The 17,647-nt window shown below is 58.4% G+C and carries 14 protein-coding genes; 13 read left to right on the top strand and 1 reads right to left on the bottom strand.

Annotation, left to right across the window (positions count from 1 at the left end):
* Positions 1–22: 22 nt before the first annotated feature.
* The 6 genes from msbA to M8318_RS18060 all read left to right on the top strand — a co-directional run bounded on the left by msbA (position 23) and on the right by M8318_RS18060 (position 5,999).
* The gene (gene msbA, locus M8318_RS18085; RefSeq protein ID WP_106992586.1) at positions 23–1,771 is read left to right on the top strand and encodes a lipid A ABC transporter ATP-binding protein/permease MsbA; all 1,749 of its coding nucleotides are present in this window, start codon (positions 23–25) and stop codon (positions 1,769–1,771) included.
* Positions 1,768–2,766 carry a tetraacyldisaccharide 4'-kinase gene (gene lpxK / locus M8318_RS18080; RefSeq protein WP_262663814.1) on the top strand — a complete coding sequence of 333 codons (999 nt, stop codon included), beginning with the start codon at positions 1,768–1,770 and terminating at the stop codon, positions 2,764–2,766. The genes msbA and lpxK overlap by 4 nt, the downstream gene beginning before the upstream one ends.
* Before the next feature lie 11 nt (positions 2,767–2,777).
* Positions 2,778–4,007 carry a winged helix-turn-helix domain-containing protein gene (locus tag M8318_RS18075; protein ID WP_262663813.1) on the top strand — a complete coding sequence of 410 codons (1,230 nt, stop codon included), beginning with the start codon at positions 2,778–2,780 and terminating at the stop codon, positions 4,005–4,007.
* A gap of 45 nt (positions 4,008–4,052) precedes the next feature.
* A complete protein-coding gene (gene ycaR, locus M8318_RS18070; protein ID WP_039029479.1) occupies positions 4,053–4,235 on the top strand; it encodes a protein YcaR in 183 nt (60 codons plus the stop codon).
* Positions 4,232–4,978, top strand: a complete 747-nt coding sequence (gene kdsB / locus M8318_RS18065) for a 3-deoxy-manno-octulosonate cytidylyltransferase (protein ID WP_262663811.1) — start codon at positions 4,232–4,234, stop codon at positions 4,976–4,978. Before ycaR ends, kdsB begins: the two co-directional genes overlap by 4 nt.
* A 127-nt stretch (positions 4,979–5,105) precedes the next feature.
* Positions 5,106–5,999, top strand: coding sequence for a YcbJ family phosphotransferase (locus M8318_RS18060; RefSeq protein WP_262663810.1), 894 nt, complete (start codon positions 5,106–5,108; stop codon positions 5,997–5,999).
* On the opposite strand, the gene elyC is transcribed toward M8318_RS18060, so the two are convergent.
* Positions 5,976–6,755 (bottom strand): envelope biogenesis factor ElyC, encoded by a 780-nt coding sequence (gene elyC, locus M8318_RS18055; protein ID WP_262663809.1) that lies wholly within the window; start codon positions 6,753–6,755, stop codon positions 5,976–5,978. The genes M8318_RS18060 and elyC overlap by 24 nt on opposite strands.
* A gap of 124 nt (positions 6,756–6,879) precedes the next feature.
* On the opposite strand from elyC, the gene cmoM reads away from it, so the two are divergent.
* The 7 genes from cmoM (at position 6,880) to M8318_RS18020 (ending at position 17,517) form a co-directional block, all read left to right on the top strand.
* Entirely contained in the window at positions 6,880–7,665 is a 786-nt protein-coding gene (cmoM, locus tag M8318_RS18050) for a tRNA uridine 5-oxyacetic acid(34) methyltransferase CmoM (RefSeq protein WP_262663808.1), read from the top strand.
* The gene (gene mukF / locus M8318_RS18045) at positions 7,662–8,984 is read left to right on the top strand and encodes a chromosome partition protein MukF (protein ID WP_106992594.1); all 1,323 of its coding nucleotides are present in this window, start codon (positions 7,662–7,664) and stop codon (positions 8,982–8,984) included. Before cmoM ends, mukF begins: the two co-directional genes overlap by 4 nt.
* A complete protein-coding gene (mukE, locus tag M8318_RS18040) occupies positions 8,965–9,669 on the top strand; it encodes a chromosome partition protein MukE (RefSeq protein ID WP_262663807.1) in 705 nt (234 codons plus the stop codon). Before mukF ends, mukE begins: the two co-directional genes overlap by 20 nt.
* Positions 9,669–14,117, top strand: coding sequence for a chromosome partition protein MukB (gene mukB / locus M8318_RS18035; RefSeq protein WP_262663806.1), 4,449 nt, complete (start codon positions 9,669–9,671; stop codon positions 14,115–14,117). The genes mukE and mukB overlap by 1 nt, the downstream gene beginning before the upstream one ends.
* Positions 14,118–14,300: 183 nt before the next feature.
* Entirely contained in the window at positions 14,301–16,124 is a 1,824-nt protein-coding gene (gene ldtD / locus M8318_RS18030; RefSeq protein ID WP_225759147.1) for a L,D-transpeptidase, read from the top strand.
* A 177-nt stretch (positions 16,125–16,301) separates the two neighbouring features.
* Positions 16,302–16,850, top strand: coding sequence for a YcbK family protein (locus tag M8318_RS18025; protein ID WP_262663804.1), 549 nt, complete (start codon positions 16,302–16,304; stop codon positions 16,848–16,850).
* Between the two features lie 19 nt (positions 16,851–16,869).
* Positions 16,870–17,517: an MBL fold metallo-hydrolase gene (locus M8318_RS18020; protein ID WP_106992600.1), complete on the top strand. Its 648-nt coding sequence runs from the start codon at positions 16,870–16,872 to the stop codon at positions 17,515–17,517.
* Positions 17,518–17,647 lie beyond the last annotated feature (130 nt).

Below are 17,647 nucleotides of genomic sequence, written 5' to 3'. Positions count from 1 at the left end.
TCAACAAATGCTGGTTTTTTGAATGCATAACGACAAAGATCTCTCCACGTGGCAGACCTTCCGCCGACTCTGGCCGGTGATTGCACCCTTCAGAACGGGCCTTATCGTGGCGGGCGTAGCGTTAATCCTCAACGCAGCCAGCGATACCTTCATGTTATCGCTCCTCAAACCGTTACTGGACGACGGTTTTGGTAAAACGGATCGCTCAGTGTTGCTCTGGATGCCACTGGTGGTTATCGGCCTGATGATTTTACGCGGCATCACCAGCTATATCTCCAGCTACTGCCTCTCGTGGGTATCCGGCAAAGTGGTAATGACCATGCGCCGTCGCCTGTTCAGTCACATGATGGGCATGCCGGTGGCGTTCTTCGACAAACAGTCGACGGGCACCTTGCTGTCGCGTATTACCTACGACTCCGAGCAGGTAGCCTCCTCCTCCTCCAGCGCACTCATTACCGTGGTGCGTGAAGGCGCCTCGATTATTGGCCTGTTCATCCTGATGTTCTGGTACAGCTGGCAGCTGTCGCTGATCCTGATCGTGCTGGCGCCAATTGTGTCGATCGCTATTCGCGTCGTCTCCAAGCGTTTCCGCAGCATCAGTAAGAACATGCAGAACACGATGGGGCAGGTGACCACCAGCGCCGAGCAGATGCTGAAAGGGCATAAAGAGGTGCTGATTTTTGGCGGCCAGGAAGTGGAAACCAAGCGTTTCGATAAGGTCAGCAATAAGATGCGTCTGCAGGGGATGAAGATGGTTTCCGCCTCTTCCATTTCCGATCCGATCATTCAGCTTATCGCCTCTCTGGCCCTGGCATTTGTACTGTATGCCGCCAGCTTCCCGAGCGTGATGGAAACCTTAACCGCCGGTACCATTACCGTGGTCTTCTCGTCGATGATTGCCCTGATGCGCCCGCTGAAATCGTTAACCAACGTTAACGCCCAGTTCCAGCGCGGGATGGCAGCCTGTCAGACGCTGTTCGCTATTCTCGATTCCGAACAGGAAAAAGACGAAGGTAAGCGCGTCATCGAGCGCTCAACCGGCGATGTGGAGTTCCGCAACGTGACCTTTACCTATCCGGGCCGCGATACGCCAGCTCTGCGTAACATCAATCTGAAAATCCCGGCAGGCAAGACCGTGGCGCTGGTAGGCCGCTCTGGTTCCGGTAAATCGACCATCGCCAGCCTGATCACCCGCTTCTACGACATCGATGAAGGCGAAATCCTGATCGATGGTCACGATCTGCGCGAGTATACCCTGCGGTCGCTGCGTAACCAGGTCGCCCTGGTTTCCCAGAATGTGCATCTGTTTAACGACACTGTCGCCAATAACATTGCGTATGCCCGTAACGAAGAGTACAGCCGTGAGCAGATTGAAGCGGCGGCGCGGATGGCCTACGCCATGGACTTCATCAATAAGATGGATAACGGCCTGGATACCATTATCGGTGAAAATGGCGTGCTGCTCTCCGGCGGCCAGCGTCAGCGTATCGCCATTGCCCGCGCGCTGCTGCGTGACAGCCCGATCCTGATCCTCGATGAAGCCACTTCGGCGCTGGATACCGAGTCCGAACGTGCCATTCAGTCTGCGCTGGATGAGCTGCAGAAAAACCGTACCTCGCTGGTGATCGCCCACCGCCTGTCGACCATCGAAAAAGCCGATGAAATCGTGGTAGTGGAAGATGGTTACATCGTTGAACGCGGCAGTCATACCGATCTGCTGGCGCATCAGGGCGTGTATGCGCAACTTCATAAGATGCAGTTTGGCGCATGATTGCCCGCATCTGGTCCGGTGAGTCTCCGCTCTGGCTGCTGCTGTTGCCGCTCTCCTGGCTGTATGGCCTGGTCAGCGGCCTGTTCCGCCTCAGCTATAAAGTGGGGCTCAAACGGGCCTGGCGTGCACCCGTACCGGTGGTGGTGGTGGGGAACCTCACCGCTGGCGGCAACGGCAAAACGCCGGTGGTGATCTGGCTGGTGGAACAGCTGACCCAACGCGGGATCCGCGTGGGGGTCGTCTCCCGGGGATACGGCGGCAAGGCGGAGCGCTATCCGCTGCTGCTGAGTGCGCAAACCACCACCGCGGAAGCGGGTGATGAACCGGTGCTGATCTTTCAGCGCACCGGTGCGCCAGTGGCAGTCTCGCCGGTACGCAGCGAGGCGGTTCAGGTCCTGCTGACCCATGCTGATGTGCAGATAGTGATTACCGACGACGGGCTGCAGCACTACGCCCTGGCCCGGGATAAAGAGATCGTGGTGATTGACGGTGTGCGCCGCTTTGGTAACGGCTGGTGGTTACCCGCCGGGCCGATGCGCGAGCGCGCTTCTCGTCTGCGTTCTGTGGATGCGGTCATCGTCAACGGCGGTACGGCTCATATGGGAGAGATCCCGATGCAGCTGCGCCCAGGCCTGGCAGTAAATCTGCTGACCGGCGAACGGCGTGACGTCGCTGAACTCCCTGATCTGGTGGCCATGGCCGGTATCGGTCATCCTCCACGCTTTTTCGCGACCCTCGAAGCCTCCGGTGCCCGGCTCCTTAATACGGTGCCGCTGGCCGACCACCAGGCGCTGAGCCTGGAACAGGTTGCCGGTTTTACCGATCCCGGTCAGACGCTGATCATGACCGAAAAAGATGCGGTGAAATGCCGGGCGTTTGCCCGCGATAACTGGTGGTATTTGCCGGTGGACGCTGAACTGCAGGGTGAACAGCCCGAACAACTCCTGCAGGCGCTGATTGCCCTGGCAGAAGAGGTTTCCCCGCGCACTCATTAACAGGAGATGGCATGGCTTTACCGCAACTTACGCTTTCAGCCGCACGTCATCTTCATCTCGCCGCGCAGGGGCTTTTGAAAAAGCCCCGTCGCCGCGCGCAGCCCGCCGATATTCTCACTACCATCCAGCGCATGTCGCTTTTGCAAATTGACACCATCAATATCGTTGCCCGCAGCCCGTATCTGGTGCTGTTCAGCCGTCTCGGCCACTATCAGCCTGAATGGCTGGATAACGCCCTGCATCAGGGCGAGTTGATGGAGTACTGGGCCCACGAGGCATGTTTTCTGCCGCGCAGTGATTTTGCGCTGGTGCGCCACCGGATGCTCTCCCCCGACAAAATGGGCTGGAAATACCGTCAGGCCTGGATGCATGAGCACGCGGAGGAGATTGAGCAGCTGATCGCCCTTATTCAGGAGAAGGGCCCGGTACGTTCCGCCGATTTCGAACATCCCCGCAAAGGTACCAGCGGATGGTGGGAGTGGAAGCCGCATAAACGTCATCTTGAGGGGCTGTTTACCGCTGGAAAGGTGATGGTGGTCGAAAGGCGAAACTTCCAGCGCGTCTACGATCTCACCCACCGGGTGATGCCGGAGTGGGATGACAGCCGGGATATGCTGACCCAGGCGGCGGCCGAAGCCGTGATGCTGGAAAACAGCGCCCGCAGCTTAGGCATTTTCCACGCCCGGTGGTTGGCCGATTATTATCGCCTGCGTCAGCCGGTGCTGGCTCCGCTGCTTGAGCGCTGGCAGGCGCAGCAGCAGGTGGTGCGTGTCGAGGTAGAGACGCTGGGAGAGATGTGGTTGCATGCCGATCTACTGCCGCTGCTTCCCCTCGCCGAAGAGGGCAAGCTCACCGCCACCCACAGCGCCGTCCTGTCGCCGTTTGATCCCGTCGTCTGGGATCGCAAGCGTGCTGAGCAGCTGTTTAACTTCAGTTACCGGCTGGAGTGCTATACCCCGGCACCGAAACGTCAGTACGGCTATTTCGTCCTGCCGCTGCTGCACAAAGGGCAACTGGTGGGGCGGATGGATGCCAAAATGCATCGCAAAACCGGCGAGCTGCAGATTATCGCCCTCTATCTGGAAGAGGGTATCCGGGTCAGCGCCGGGCTGGAAAAAGGGCTCACTGCGGCGATAAGCGACTTTGCAAGCTGGCAGGGAGCAACACGGATCGCGCTGGGCCATCTTCCTGACGGACTTTTTGCTGCCTGTCGACGTGGCTGGGAAATAGACGCGGTCTGAAAAAGGAATATGGTAAGCTTTACCGATCATTGATACGGAGGAACTATGGATCACCGTTTACTGGAAATTATTGCCTGCCCGGTGTGCAACGGCAAACTTTACTACAGCCAGGATAAGCAGGAGTTAATCTGCAAACTGGACAGCCTTGCCTTCCCCCTGCGCGACGGCATTCCCGTCCTGCTGGAGACCGAAGCCCGTTCGCTGGCGGCAGAAGAGAGCAAACCATGAGTTTTGTTGTCATTATCCCGGCGCGTTTCGCCTCCACGCGCCTGCCGGGCAAACCGCTGGTCGACATCAACGGTAAGCCGATGATTGTCCACGTGCTGGAACGCGCGCGTGAGTCCGGCGCTGACCGCATTATTGTCGCCACCGATCACGAAGAGGTGGCGCGTGCGGTGGAAGCGGCGGGCGGCGAAGTGTGCATGACTCGCGCCGATCACCAGTCCGGTACCGAACGTCTGGCGGAAGTGGTGGAAAAATGCGGCTTCAGCGACGACACGGTGATTGTTAACGTGCAGGGCGATGAGCCAATGATCCCGGCGGTCATTATTCGCCAGGTGGCAGAAAACCTCGCCCAGCGTCAGGTGGGTATGGCGACGCTGGCGGTGCCGGTGCACAGTGCCGAAGAGGCATTCAACCCGAATGCGGTGAAAGTAGTGCTGGACGGTGAAGGCTACGCGCTCTATTTCTCCCGCGCGACTATCCCCTGGGATCGCGACCGCTTTGCGGATTCCCGCGAAGCGATTGGCGACAGCATCCTGCGTCATCTGGGTATTTATGGCTATCGCGCCGGCTTTATCCGCCGTTACGTGACCTGGCAGCCGAGCCCGCTGGAAAATATCGAGATGCTTGAGCAGCTGCGCGTGCTGTGGTACGGCGAGAAGATCCATGTTGCCGTGGCGCACGAGGTGCCGGGCACCGGGGTTGATACGCCAGAGGATCTCGCCCGCGTTCGCGCTGAGCTGCGTTAATCCCTGCCATCCCCTCCTGCGAGGGGATTTTTTTATGCCTGCCGCCTACAGAATCTTCTCATAAGAGTGACATCCGCTCGCCACGCGCTCATTATAAAAGCAGTAGTCTTAATGGGGGTAATCTCAAATGGAACAGCTGCGAGCCGAACTCAGCCATCTGCTGGGTGAAAAACTGAGCCGTGTGGAATGCGTACATGAAAAGGCGGATACCACGCTGTGGTCGTTGTATGACAGTCAGGGAAACCCCATGCCGTTACTGGCGCGAAGCTTCTCTTCACCGGATGTTGCCCGACAGCTGGCGTGGAAAATCTCCATGCTGGCCCGCAGCGGTACGGTCAGAATGCCGACCGTCTATGGCGTGATGACCCACGAGGAGCACCCGGGACCTGACGTGCTGCTGCTCGAACGCCTGCGCGGCGTGCCGGTCGAAGCGCCGGCCCGCACCCCGGAACGCTGGGAACAGCTCAAGGATCAGATTGTCGAGGCGCTACTGGCCTGGCACCGGATGGACAGCGGCGGGCTGGTGGGAGCGGTGGACAGCACCCAGGAGAACCTCTGGCCGCTCTGGTATCGCCAGCGGGTCGAGGTCCTGTGGGGAACACTAAACCAGTACCGCAACACCGGCCTGACCATGCAGGACAAACGGATCCTGTTCCGGACCCGGGAATGCCTGCCCGCTCTGTTTAAAGGTTTCAACGACAACAGCGTGCTGATCCACGGCAATTTTACCCTGCGCAGTATGCTCAAGGATCCGCGCAGCGATCAGCTGCTGGCGATGGTCGGACCCGGGGTAATGCTGTGGGCCCCACGGGAGTTTGAACTGTTTCGGCTGAGTGAGGGCGGGCTGGCAGAAGATCTGCTCTGGCACTACCTGCAGCGCGCGCCGGTCTCAGAGTCATTCCTCTGGCGGCGCTGGCTGTATCTGCTGTGGGACGAAGTGGCGCAGCTGGTCAATACCGGACGCTTCAACCGCGCCAACTTCGATCTGGCCTCGAAATCACTGCTCCCCTGGCTCGCCTGACGGGGCTTTAAGCCACTGCCAGACGCGTCCGAGCGTCTCGTAACCCACGCGATCGCTGTGCATCAGCCACACCGGGGACGGAATAATCCGTTCCCAGAGGTTGAGCGGCGCGCTAATGGCCAGCTGATTCGCGGGTGCAGGCAGCGGGTGTAACCCCTGTTGTTCAAAGAAGATCATCGCCCGCGGCAGATGCGAGGCGGAGGTCACCAGCAGGAACGGGGCATCGCCGATCGCCTGCTTCACTGCTGCGGCTTCCTCTTCAGTGTCTTTCGGGCTGTCAAGGGTGATAATCGCCTCGCGCGGCACCCCCAGTGACTGCGCCACGCGCGCCCCGGCTTCTGCGGTGGTCACCGGATTGTTTTGCGCCGCCGCCCCGGTGAAGATCAGCTTCGAACCTGGGTTAGCCAGCCACAGGCGCATCCCTTCATTAAGCCGCGGCAGGCTGTTGTTAATCAGATTAGAGCTGGGCGCCCAGTCAGGATCCCAGGTGTAACCCCCCCCGAGCACCACGATGTACTCAACTTTCTGATTTCCCTGCCAGGTCGGGTACTTATCTTCCACCGGCCGTAACAACCCGTCCGCCACCGGCTGCAGGCTCAGCAGCAGGAGTACCAGCCAGCCTGCCGTGGTAAGTATTTTACCGGTTCTCTGAAAGCGGCTGAACCACAGCAATCCCAGGCCCAGCGCGATACAGAGCAGAATAAGAGGGAGGGGAAGCATCATGCCGCCAATATATTTTTTTAGGGTAAAAAGCATCCTTTCTGGCTCCTTTTTTGACCATACAGCTGAGGATTGTTAGCGATATTACACCAGAGAGGTTCATTCTCCGCCCGGCTGTGACAAAATAGCGGTTTTGTTGTTAGCGGGTGGAGCTCTCCCAATGCGGGATCGCAATTTTGATGACATCGCGGAAAAGTTTGCCCGCAATATTTATGGCACGACCAAGGGCCAGCTGCGTCAAACGATCCTCTGGCAGGATCTGGACATCCTGCTCGCCCGCTTTGGGTCGAAAAAATTGCGCGTCCTTGACGCCGGTGGCGGTGAAGGTCAGACGGCGATAAAAATGGCCGAGCGTGGACACCATGTCATCCTCTGCGACCTGTCAGCGGAGATGATCGCCCGGGCTGAAAGTGCGGCAATGGAGAAAGGTGTGAGCGATAACATGCAATTTATACATTGCGCCGCTCAGGACATCGCTCAACATTTGGAAAGCCCGGTTGATCTGATATTGTCTCATGCGGTGCTGGAATGGGTGGCCGACCCCCAGGCGCTGTTGCAGACGCTCTGGTCGATACTCTGCCCCGGCGGCGCGCTGTCGCTGATGTTTTACAACGCCAACGGCCTGCTGATGCGTAACGTGCTGGTGGGTAATTTTGGCTATGTGCAGCAGGGCATGTACAAAAAGAAAAGGCGCACGCTTTCACCGGACTTTCCGCGCGATCCGCAGCAGGTTTACGGCTGGCTGGAAGCGATGGGCTGGCAGATCGCCGGGAAAACCGGCATCAGAGTGTTTCACGACTATCTGCGTGATAAACAAAAGCAGCATGAGTGCTTTGACGCCCTGACAGAATTAGAGACGCGGTACTGTCGCCAGGAGCCCTGGATCAGCCTTGGCCGCTACATACACGTCACCGCGTACAAGCCGCAGAGCAAGGATAACTTATGAGTGAATTTTCCCAGACAGTCCCCGAGCTGGTTGCCTGGGCCCGAAAAAACGATTTCTCCCTCTCGCTGCCGGTAGACAGACTCTCTTTTCTGCTGGCGGTGGCCACGCTGAACGGCGAACGGCTGGATGGAGAAATGAGCGAGGGCGAACTGGTGGATGCGTTCCGCCATGTCAGTGATGCGTTTGAGCAAACCAGCGAAACCATTAATGTGCGTGCCAACAACGCGATTAACGATATGGTGCGTCAACGTCTGCTGAACCGCTTTACCAGCGAGCTGGCGGAAGGCAACGCCATCTATCGCCTGACGCCACTGGGCATCGGCATTACCGACTATTACATTCGCCAGCGCGAATTCTCGACCCTGCGCCTCTCGATGCAGCTCTCCATTGTGGCGGGCGAACTGAAGCGTGCGGCGGATGCCGCTGATGAAAACGGCGACGAATTCCACTGGCACCGCAACGTCTACGCGCCGCTGAAATATTCGGTGGCTGAAATCTTCGACAGCATCGATCTGACCCAGCGCATCATGGATGAGCAGCAGCAGCTGGTGAAGGACGACATCGCCCAGCTGCTGAACAAAGACTGGCGGGCGGCGATCTCCAGCTGTGAAATGCTGCTGTCAGAAACCTCCGGCACCCTGCGTGAACTGCAGGATACGCTGGAAGCCGCGGGGGACAAGCTGCAGGCCAACCTGCTGCGTATCCAGGATGCCACTCTGGCCCATGACAACCTGCATTTTGTCGATCGGCTGGTCTTCGACCTGCAGAGCAAACTCGACCGCATTATCAGCTGGGGTCAGCAGGCCATTGACCTGTGGATCGGCTACGATCGCCACGTGCATAAATTTATCCGTACCGCCATCGATATGGATAAAAACCGCGTCTTTGCCCAGCGTCTGCGCCAGTCGGTTCAGACTTACTTCGATGCGCCGTGGGCGCTGACCTACGCCAGTGCCGACCGTCTGCTCGATATGCGTGATGAAGAGATGAGCCTGCGCGACGAAGAGGTGACCGGCGAACTGCCGGCAGACCTGGAATATGAAGAGTTTAACGAAATTCGGGAACAGCTTGCGGCGATGATCGAAGAGCAGCTGGCGATCTTCAAAGCCAAAAATACCCCGCTGGATCTCGGTCTGGTGGTGCGCGACTACCTCGCGCAATACCCGCGCGCGCGCCATTTCGATATCGCGCGTATCGTGGTCGATCAGGCGGTCCGCCTGGGCGTCGCGCAAGCAGATTTCACCGGCCTGCCGCCGAAGTGGCAGCCGATTAACGATTACGGAGCCAAGGTACAGGCGCATGTCATTGACAAATATTGAACACGTGATGCCGGCTAAGCTGGCACTGGCGCTGGCAAATCCGATCTTTCCGGCGCTGGACAGCCAGCTGCGTGCCGGTCGTCACATTGGTCTCGACGAGCTGGATAATCACGCCTTTTTGATGGATTTCCAGGAATACCTGGAAGAGTTTTATGCCCGCTATAACGTCGAGCTGATCCGCGCCCCGGAAGGTTTCTTCTACCTGCGCCCACGCTCCACCACGCTTATTCCGCGTTCGGTGCTGTCCGAGCTGGACATGATGGTTGGCAAAATTCTCTGCTACCTCTATCTCAGCCCGGAGCGTCTGGCTAACGAAGGCATCTTCACCCAGCAGGAGCTCTATGACGAACTGATGACCCTGGCGGACGAAGGCAAGCTGCTGAAGCTGGTGAACAACCGCTCTACCGGCTCTGACGTTGACCGCCAGAAGTTACAGGAAAAAGTGCGCTCCTCCCTGAACCGCCTGCGCCGTCTGGGGATGGTGTGGTTTATGGGCCACGACAGCAGTAAATTCCGCATCACGGAATCGGTATTCCGCTTCGGCGCCGACGTGCGCGCAGGCGACGACGCCCGTGAAGCGCAGCTGCGCATGATCCGCGATGGCGAAGCGATGCCGGTGGAAAACCATCTGCAGCTCAATGACGAGCATGAAGACAATCAGCCGGATAGCGGGGAGGAAGAGTAATGATTGAACGCGGTAAATTTCGCTCACTGACGCTGATTAACTGGAACGGTTTCTTTGCCCGCACCTTTGATCTCGATGAGCTGGTAACCACGCTTTCGGGCGGGAACGGGGCCGGGAAATCCACTACCATGGCGGCGTTCGTCACCGCCCTGATCCCGGATCTGACGCTGCTGCACTTCCGTAACACCACCGAGGCCGGTGCGACCAGCGGCTCCCGCGACAAGGGCCTGCACGGCAAGCTGAAAGCGGGTGTCTGTTATTCGGTGCTGGATGTGATCAACTCCCGCCACCAGCGCGTGGTCGTCGGCGTACGTCTGCAGCAGGTCGCCGGGCGCGACCGTAAAGTAGACATCAAGCCGTTTGCCATTCAGGGGCTGCCAACCTCCGTTCAGCCGACCTCGCTGTTAACGGAAACCCTGAACGACCGCCAGGCGCGCGTGCTGACGCTTCAGGAGCTGAAAGACAAGCTGGAAGCCATCGAGGGCGTGCAGTTTAAGCAGTTCAACTCCATCACCGAATACCACTCCCTGATGTTCGATCTGGGCGTAGTGGCGCGTCGTCTGCGTTCGGCCTCGGATCGTAGTAAATACTATCGCCTGATTGAGGCCTCGCTGTACGGCGGGATCTCCAGTGCCATTACCCGCTCCCTGCGCGACTACCTGTTGCCGGAGAACAGCGGCGTGCGCAAGGCCTTCCAGGACATGGAAGCGGCGCTGCGTGAAAACCGCATGACGCTGGAAGCCATTCGCGTCACCCAGTCGGACCGCGACCTGTTCAAGCATCTGATCAGCGAAGCGACCAACTATGTGGCTGCTGACTATATGCGCCACGCCAACGAGCGGCGCATTCATCTGGATCAGGCCCTTGAGTATCGCCGCGAGCTGTTTACCTCGCGCCAGCAGCTGGCGTCCGAGCAGTACAAGCACGTCGAGATGGCCCGCGAGCTGGGCGAGCATAACGGGGCAGAAGGGGATCTGGAGGCCGATTATCAGGCCGCCAGCGATCACCTGAACCTGGTGCAGACCGCGTTGCGTCAGCAGGAAAAAATTGAGCGCTACGAAGCGGATCTCGATGAACTGCAAATTCGTCTGGAAGAGCAGAACGAAGTGGTGGCCGAAGCCGCCGACAAGCAGGAAGAGAACGAAGGCCGCGCCGAAGCCGCCGAGCTGGAAGTGGATGAGCTGAAAAGCCAGCTTGCCGACTATCAGCAGGCGCTGGATGTCCAGCAAACCCGCGCCATTCAGTACAACCAGGCCCTGCAGGCCCTCCAGCGCGCGAAAGACCTCTGCCATCTGCCGGATCTGACCCCGGAGAGCGCGGATCAGTGGCTGGAAACCTTCCAGGCGAAAGAGCAGGAAGCCACCGAAAAACTGCTCAATCTCGAGCAGAAAATGAGCGTGGCGCAAACCGCGCACAGCCAGTTTGAACAGGCGTACCAGCTGGTGGCAGCGATCAACGGCCCGCTGGCGCGCAGTGAAGCCTGGAGCGTGGCCCGCGAGCTGCTGCGTGATGGTGTCAACCAGCGTCATCAGGCGGAACAGGTTCAGCCGCTGCGTATGCGTCTGAACGAGCTGGAACAGCGTCTGCGGGAACAGCAGGAGGCGGAACGCCTGCTGGCCGAGTTCTGCAAGCGCCAGGGCAAACGGGTTGATATTGACGATCTGGAATCCCTGCATCAGGAGCTGGAAGCCCGTATCGCCTCGCTGTCCGACAGCGTCTCCAGCGCCAGCGAGCAGCGCATGCAGCTGCGCCAGGAGCTGGAGCAGCTGCAGTCACGTATTCAGACTCTGATGAAGCGCGCTCCGATCTGGCTGGCGGCCCAGAGCAGCCTCAACCAGCTCAGCGAGCAGTGCGGGGAGGAGTTTGAATCCAGCCAGGGCGTCACAGAGTACCTTCAGCAGCTGCTGGAGCGTGAACGCGAAGCCATCGTTGAGCGTGATGAAGTGGGCGCGCGCAAACGTGCCGTCGACGAAGAAATTGAGCGCTTGAGCCAGCCGGGCGGGGCAGAAGATGCACGCCTGAACACCCTGGCAGAACGTTTTGGCGGCGTGCTGCTGTCCGAAATTTATGACGACGTCAGCCTCGAAGATGCGCCGTACTATTCGGCGCTGTACGGCCCGTCCCGCCACGCTATCGTGGTGCCGGATCTGTCGCTGATCGCCGACCAGCTTGAAGGTCTGGAAGATTGCCCGGAAGATCTCTATCTGATCGAAGGGGATCCGCAGTCGTTCGATGACAGCGTCTTTGGCGTCGACGAGCTGGAAAAAGCGGTGGTGGTGAAGATCGCCGATCGCCAGTGGCGTTATTCGCGCTTCCCGACCCTGCCGCTGTTTGGCCGCGCCGCGCGTGAAAGCCGCATTGAGAGCCTGCACGCCGAACGCGAAACGCTGTCAGAACGCTTTGCCACGCTGTCGTTTGATGTGCAAAAAACTCAGCGTCTGCACCAGGCGTTCAGCCGCTTTATTGGCAGCCATCTGGCAGTAGCCTTTGATGCCGATCCGGAAGCGGAGATCCGCAAACTCACCACCCGCCGTGGTGAACTGGAACGCGCCATCTCTAACCACGAGAATGACAACCAGCAGAGCCGGGTGCAGTTCGAACAGGCCAAAGAGGGCGTTGCTGCGCTTAACCGCATCCTGCCGCGCCTTAACCTGCTGGCGGACGACACCCTTGCCGATCGCGTGGATGAGATCCAGGAGCGCCTCGACGAGGCGCAGGAAGCCGCGCGTTTCGTGCAGCAGCACGGCAACCAGCTGGCGAAGCTGGAGCCGATGCTCTCCGTTCTGCAGAGCGACCCGGAACAGTTTGAACAGCTGAAAGAAGATTACGCCTGGTCACAGCAGGTTCAGCGTGAAGCCCGTCAGCAGGCCTTTGCTCTGACCGAAGTGGCCCAGCGCCGGGCGCACTTCAGCTACTCTGATTCGGCGGAAATGCTCAACGGCAACAGCGATCTGAACGAGAAGCTACGCCAGCGTCTGGAGCACGCCGAAACGGAACGTACCCGCGCCCGTGAAGCGATGCGTAGCCACGCCGCGCAGCTGAGCCAGTACAGCCAGGTGCTGGCGTCGCTGAAAAGCTCCTTTGATACCAAGAAAGAGTTACTGACTGACCTGCACAAAGAGCTGCAGGATATCGGTGTGCGGGCCGATAGCGGGGCAGAGGAGCGGGCGCGTATTCGTCGCGACGAACTGCATGCCCAGCTCAGCAACAACCGTGCCCGTCGCAATCAGCTGGAAAAAGCGCTGACCTTCTGCGAGGCGGAGATGGATAACCTGACCCGTCGTCTGCGCAAGCTGGAACGTGATTACCACGAGAAGCGCGAGCAGGTGGTCACCGCTAAAGCGGGCTGGTGTGCCGTGATGCGGATGGTGAAAGACAATGGCGTTGAACGTCGTCTGCACCGCCGCGAGCTGGCCTATCTCTCCGGGGATGAGCTGCGCTCTATGTCGGATAAGGCGCTCGGTGCGCTGCGTCTGGCGGTGGCAGATAACGAACACCTGCGCGATGTGCTGCGCATGTCGGAAGATCCAAAACGTCCTGAGCGCAAAATTCAGTTCTTCGTGGCAGTCTATCAGCACCTGCGCGAGCGTATTCGTCAGGACATCATCCGTACCGATGACCCGGTTGAAGCCATTGAACAGATGGAGATCGAGCTGGGCCGACTGACGGAAGAGCTGACCTCCCGTGAGCAGAAGCTGGCGATCAGCTCCCGCAGCGTGGCCAACATCATTCGTAAGACGATCCAGCGCGAGCAGAACCGTATTCGTCAGCTGAACCAGGGCCTGCAGAGCGTCTCCTTCGGCCAGGTCAACAGCGTGCGACTGAACGTCAACGTGCGTGAAGCCCACGCCACGTTGCTGGACGTGCTGGCTGAACAGCACGAGCAGCATCAGGATCTGTTCAACAGCAACCGCCTGACCTTCTCCGAGGCGCTGGCGAAGCTGTATCAGCGTCTGAACCCGCAGATTGATATGGGCCAGCGCACGCCGCAAACCATCGGCGAGGAGCTGCTGGACTACCGCAACTATCTCGAGATGGAAGTGGAAGTTAACCGTGGATCCGACGGCTGGCTGCGTGCGGAATCGGGCGCCCTGTCGACCGGGGAAGCGATCGGTACCGGGATGTCGATTCTGGTGATGGTGGTGCAGAGCTGGGAAGATGAATCCCGTCGCCTGCGCGGCAAGGATATCTCGCCATGCCGCCTGCTGTTCCTCGATGAAGCCGCGCGTCTGGATGCCCGTTCCATCGCCACGCTGTTTGAACTGTGCGACCGTCTGGATATGCAGCTGATTATCGCGGCGCCGGAGAACATCAGTCCGGAGAAAGGCACCACCTATAAACTGGTGCGTAAGGTCTACCAGAACAGCGAGCACGTTCACGTTGTCGGTCTGCGCGGCTTTGCCCCGCAGCCGCCGGAATCGCTTCCAGGAACGGCTGACGCCTCCTGACGATTCTGAAAGTTACCCATGGCGGCCTGCTGGCCGCCTTTTTTTATTCCTTGAGCTTGTACTGGCGGCTGCGTTAACTTTAAACTTCTTTACATAAGGCAAGGCTGGTGCCGGTCTGTCTTCCTATAATGAATTAAAGCCCCGGTGATGAGGGCGCGACGTAAAGCAAACAGGGGGCAAGGGATGTTGCTGAATAAAATGTACGGTCGTCAGCTGTCAGCACTCAGTTTGTGCCTGACGGTAGTAGTGGCTCCACTGTTTTCTGCCCGGGCCGATGAGCCCGAACTGGTTCCGGTCGATAGCTCCGCCACGATGGGCGCGCAGCCTACGTCGCTGTCACAACCGCTGGAGCAATCGCCAGCCACCGCCATGATGGCCGGTATCCGTCCGCTGCCTGCCGATGTCAGTGCGGAACAACGTCGCGAGCAGCTGCTCTCGGCTCTGCCTGCGGGTTACTCCCCGGTCTATCTCAATCAGCTTACGCTGCTGTATGCCGCACGCGACATGAAACCCATGTGGGACGATCGCGATGGTGTGCGGGCGTTCCAGCAACAGCTTGCCGAAGTCGCTATTGCCGGTTTCCAGCCGCAATTTACCGCCTGGGTGGAACTGCTTACACAGCCTGAGATAACAGGAATGGCACGGGACGTGATCCTGTCGGATGCAATGATGGGCTATCTGCAGTTTGTGGCAGGGATCCCGGTCAACGGTAACCGCTGGCTTTACAGCACCAAACCTTACAAGATGGCGACGCCGCCGCTGTCGGTGATTAACCAGTGGCAGCTGGCGCTGGATAACGGGACGGTGCCGCATTTCATTGCCGGACTTGCGCCGATGCATCCGCAGTATTCGGTGATGCATCAGTCGCTGCTGGAGCTGGTGGCCGATACGCAACCCTGGCCGCAGCTGCAGAGCACCACCAAACTGAGCCCGGGGCAGTGGAGCAGCGACGTTCCGGCCCTGCGTGAAATTCTGAAACGCTCCGGCGTGATCGACGGCGGGCCAAAAATTGCCCTGCCGGGTGACGATCCGCAAAGCGTGGTTGTCAGTCCGTCAGCTCCACCGGTTGAGAAGAAAAAGAAGCCTGCCTCCAGCAAGCCGGCCTCCTATGACCGCAGCCTTGTTGAAGCGGTCAAAGCCTTCCAGACCACCCAGGGGCTGGGTGCCGACGGCGTGATTGGCCAGGGAACGCGTGACGCGCTGAACCTCACTCCTGCCCAGCGTGCCGGCGTGCTGGCGCTGAATATTCAGCGTTTGCGCCTGCTGCCGGCCACGCTCTCCACCGGGATTATGGTGAATATTCCGGCCTTCTCGCTGGTTTATTATCAGAACGGTAATGAGGTGCTGGCATCAAGAGTGATCGTTGGCCGTCCGGATCGTAAAACACCGATGATGAGCAGCGCCCTGAATAACGTGGTGGTTAACCCGCCGTGGAATGTGCCGCCGACGCTGGCACGCAATGATATTCTGCCGAAACTCTGGAATGACCCGGGATATCTTGAACGCCACAACTATACCGTTCTGCGGGGCTGGAACAGTAAAGAGGCTATCGATCCGTGGCGGGTAGACTGGGCAACCATCACGCCTTCTAATCTGCCGTTCCGCTTCCAGCAGGCTCCTGGAGCGCATAATTCACTCGGGCGCTATAAGTTCAATATGCCCAGCTCGGACGCAATCTATCTGCACGATACGCCTAACCACAACCTGTTCCAGAAAGATGCCCGTGCGCTCAGCTCCGGCTGCGTGCGTGTAAACAAGGCGTCAGAACTGGCTAACATGCTGTTACAGGATGCAGGCTGGAACGACACACGAATCTCCGATGCGCTGAAGCAGGGCGACACGCGGTATGTGAATATCCGCCAAAATATTCCGGTTAATCTGTACTATCTGACCGCGTTCGTCGGCAAGGATGGTCGGACCCAGTATCGTACAGATATTTACAATTATGATGAGATTGCCCGATCGAACACACAGATTCTGCCCAAGGCAGAGCAATTGATCAGGTAAATGAAGAAGTTCGGACAATTCTGGTAGCCTGAGTCAGGAAAAGATACGGGGTTTGCGGCTGCAAGCCCCGTATTTCCTGGTTTTGCTGCCTTGACGCTGACAGGTTTGCCCGGTAATGTGCCCTTCGTGCGCTGTATTGCATTTATACGATAACACTGACCTGTAGACCTGATTACCATGGATAAATTCGACGCTAATCGCCGTAAGTTGCTGGCGTTAGGGGGCATTGCGCTGGGCGCTGCCATCTTACCGACGCCATCATTTGCTACGCTCTCTACCCCTCGACCACGCATTTTGACGCTTAATAACCTGCATACAGGTGAGTCAATAAAAGCCGAGTTTTTTGATGGCCGGGGCTATATTCAGGATGAATTAGCCAAGCTTAATCATTTTTTCCGGGATTTCCGCGCAAATAAGATTAAAACCATCGATCCGGGATTATTCGATCAGCTCTTCCGCCTGCAGGGCCTGCTGGGCACCCGCAAACCGGTCCAGCTCATCTCTGGTTACCGCTCCCTTGATACCAATAACGAACTACGCGCCCGCAGCCGTGGGGTCGCTAAAAAAAGTTATCACACCAAAGGGCAGGCGATGGATTTTCATATTGAAGGCGTTTCGTTAGCCAATGTTCGCAAAGCTGCGTTATCTATGCGCGCAGGTGGTGTAGGATATTACCCACGTAGCAACTTTGTGCATATTGATACCGGGCCACTGCGGCACTGGTAATAACGAAATCAGGAGCAGTATGAACTATCGTATTATTCCGGTCACCGCGTTCTCCCAGAACTGTTCGATTATCTGGTGCGAACAAACCAAACTGGCCGCCCTGGTCGATCCCGGTGGTGATGCAGAGAAGATCAAACAGGAAGTCGCTGCCGCTGGCGTGACCTTAATGCAGATTTTACTCACCCACGGTCATCTCGATCACGTGGGCGCTGCGGCCGAGCTGGCGCAACACTACGGTGTGCCGATTGTAGGTCCGGAAAAAGAAGATGAGTTCTGGCTGCAGGGCTTGCCGTCACAGAGCCGGATGTTCGGTCTGGATGAGTGCCTGCCGTTGACGCCAGATCGCTGGCTGAATGAAGGAGAGAGCGTCAGCGTCGGCAATGTGACCTTACAGGTGTTGCATTGCCCAGGCCATACGCCAGGCCACATTGTCTTCTTTGATGACCAGTCGCGTCTGCTGATCTCCGGCGACGTGATCTTTAAAGGCGGAGTAGGGCGCAGTGATTTCCCGCGTGGCGATCACGGTCAGCTGATTCGCTCGATCAAAGAGAAGTTATTGCCGCTGGGGGATGATGTGACCTTTATCTCCGGCCACGGCCCGATGTCGACGCTGGGCTACGAACGGCTGCACAACCCGTTCCTGCAGGATGAAATGCCTGTCTGGTAACGATGACTAGTCCTGATATAGGTTGACAGTTTTCTGCCTGTAAAACGCCTGATGAACCTCATCGGGCGTTTTGTATTTCAGGGCAAGATGCGGCCGCTCATGGTTATAGATTGCCACAGATTCTTTTACC

It is taken from the genome of Leclercia tamurae (assembly GCF_025566055.1).
Taxonomy (GTDB): Bacteria; Pseudomonadota; Gammaproteobacteria; order Enterobacterales; family Enterobacteriaceae; genus Enterobacter; species Enterobacter tamurae.
This window is presented reverse-complemented; position numbering and strand designations above follow the sequence as displayed.

Coding starts and splice junctions, on each gene's coding strand:
- msbA (WP_106992586.1), top strand. CDS start 23: ATGCATAACGACAAAGATCTCTCCACGTGGCAGACCTTCCGCCGACTC.
- lpxK (WP_262663814.1), top strand. CDS start 1,768: ATGATTGCCCGCATCTGGTCCGGTGAGTCTCCGCTCTGGCTGCTGCTG.
- M8318_RS18075 (WP_262663813.1), top strand. CDS start 2,778: ATGGCTTTACCGCAACTTACGCTTTCAGCCGCACGTCATCTTCATCTC.
- ycaR (WP_039029479.1), top strand. CDS start 4,053: ATGGATCACCGTTTACTGGAAATTATTGCCTGCCCGGTGTGCAACGGC.
- kdsB (WP_262663811.1), top strand. CDS start 4,232: ATGAGTTTTGTTGTCATTATCCCGGCGCGTTTCGCCTCCACGCGCCTG.
- M8318_RS18060 (WP_262663810.1), top strand. CDS start 5,106: ATGGAACAGCTGCGAGCCGAACTCAGCCATCTGCTGGGTGAAAAACTG.
- elyC (WP_262663809.1), bottom strand. CDS start 6,755: ATGCTTTTTACCCTAAAAAAATATATTGGCGGCATGATGCTTCCCCTC.
- cmoM (WP_262663808.1), top strand. CDS start 6,880: ATGCGGGATCGCAATTTTGATGACATCGCGGAAAAGTTTGCCCGCAAT.
- mukF (WP_106992594.1), top strand. CDS start 7,662: ATGAGTGAATTTTCCCAGACAGTCCCCGAGCTGGTTGCCTGGGCCCGA.
- mukE (WP_262663807.1), top strand. CDS start 8,965: ATGTCATTGACAAATATTGAACACGTGATGCCGGCTAAGCTGGCACTG.
- mukB (WP_262663806.1), top strand. CDS start 9,669: ATGATTGAACGCGGTAAATTTCGCTCACTGACGCTGATTAACTGGAAC.
- ldtD (WP_225759147.1), top strand. CDS start 14,301: ATGTTGCTGAATAAAATGTACGGTCGTCAGCTGTCAGCACTCAGTTTG.
- M8318_RS18025 (WP_262663804.1), top strand. CDS start 16,302: ATGGATAAATTCGACGCTAATCGCCGTAAGTTGCTGGCGTTAGGGGGC.
- M8318_RS18020 (WP_106992600.1), top strand. CDS start 16,870: ATGAACTATCGTATTATTCCGGTCACCGCGTTCTCCCAGAACTGTTCG.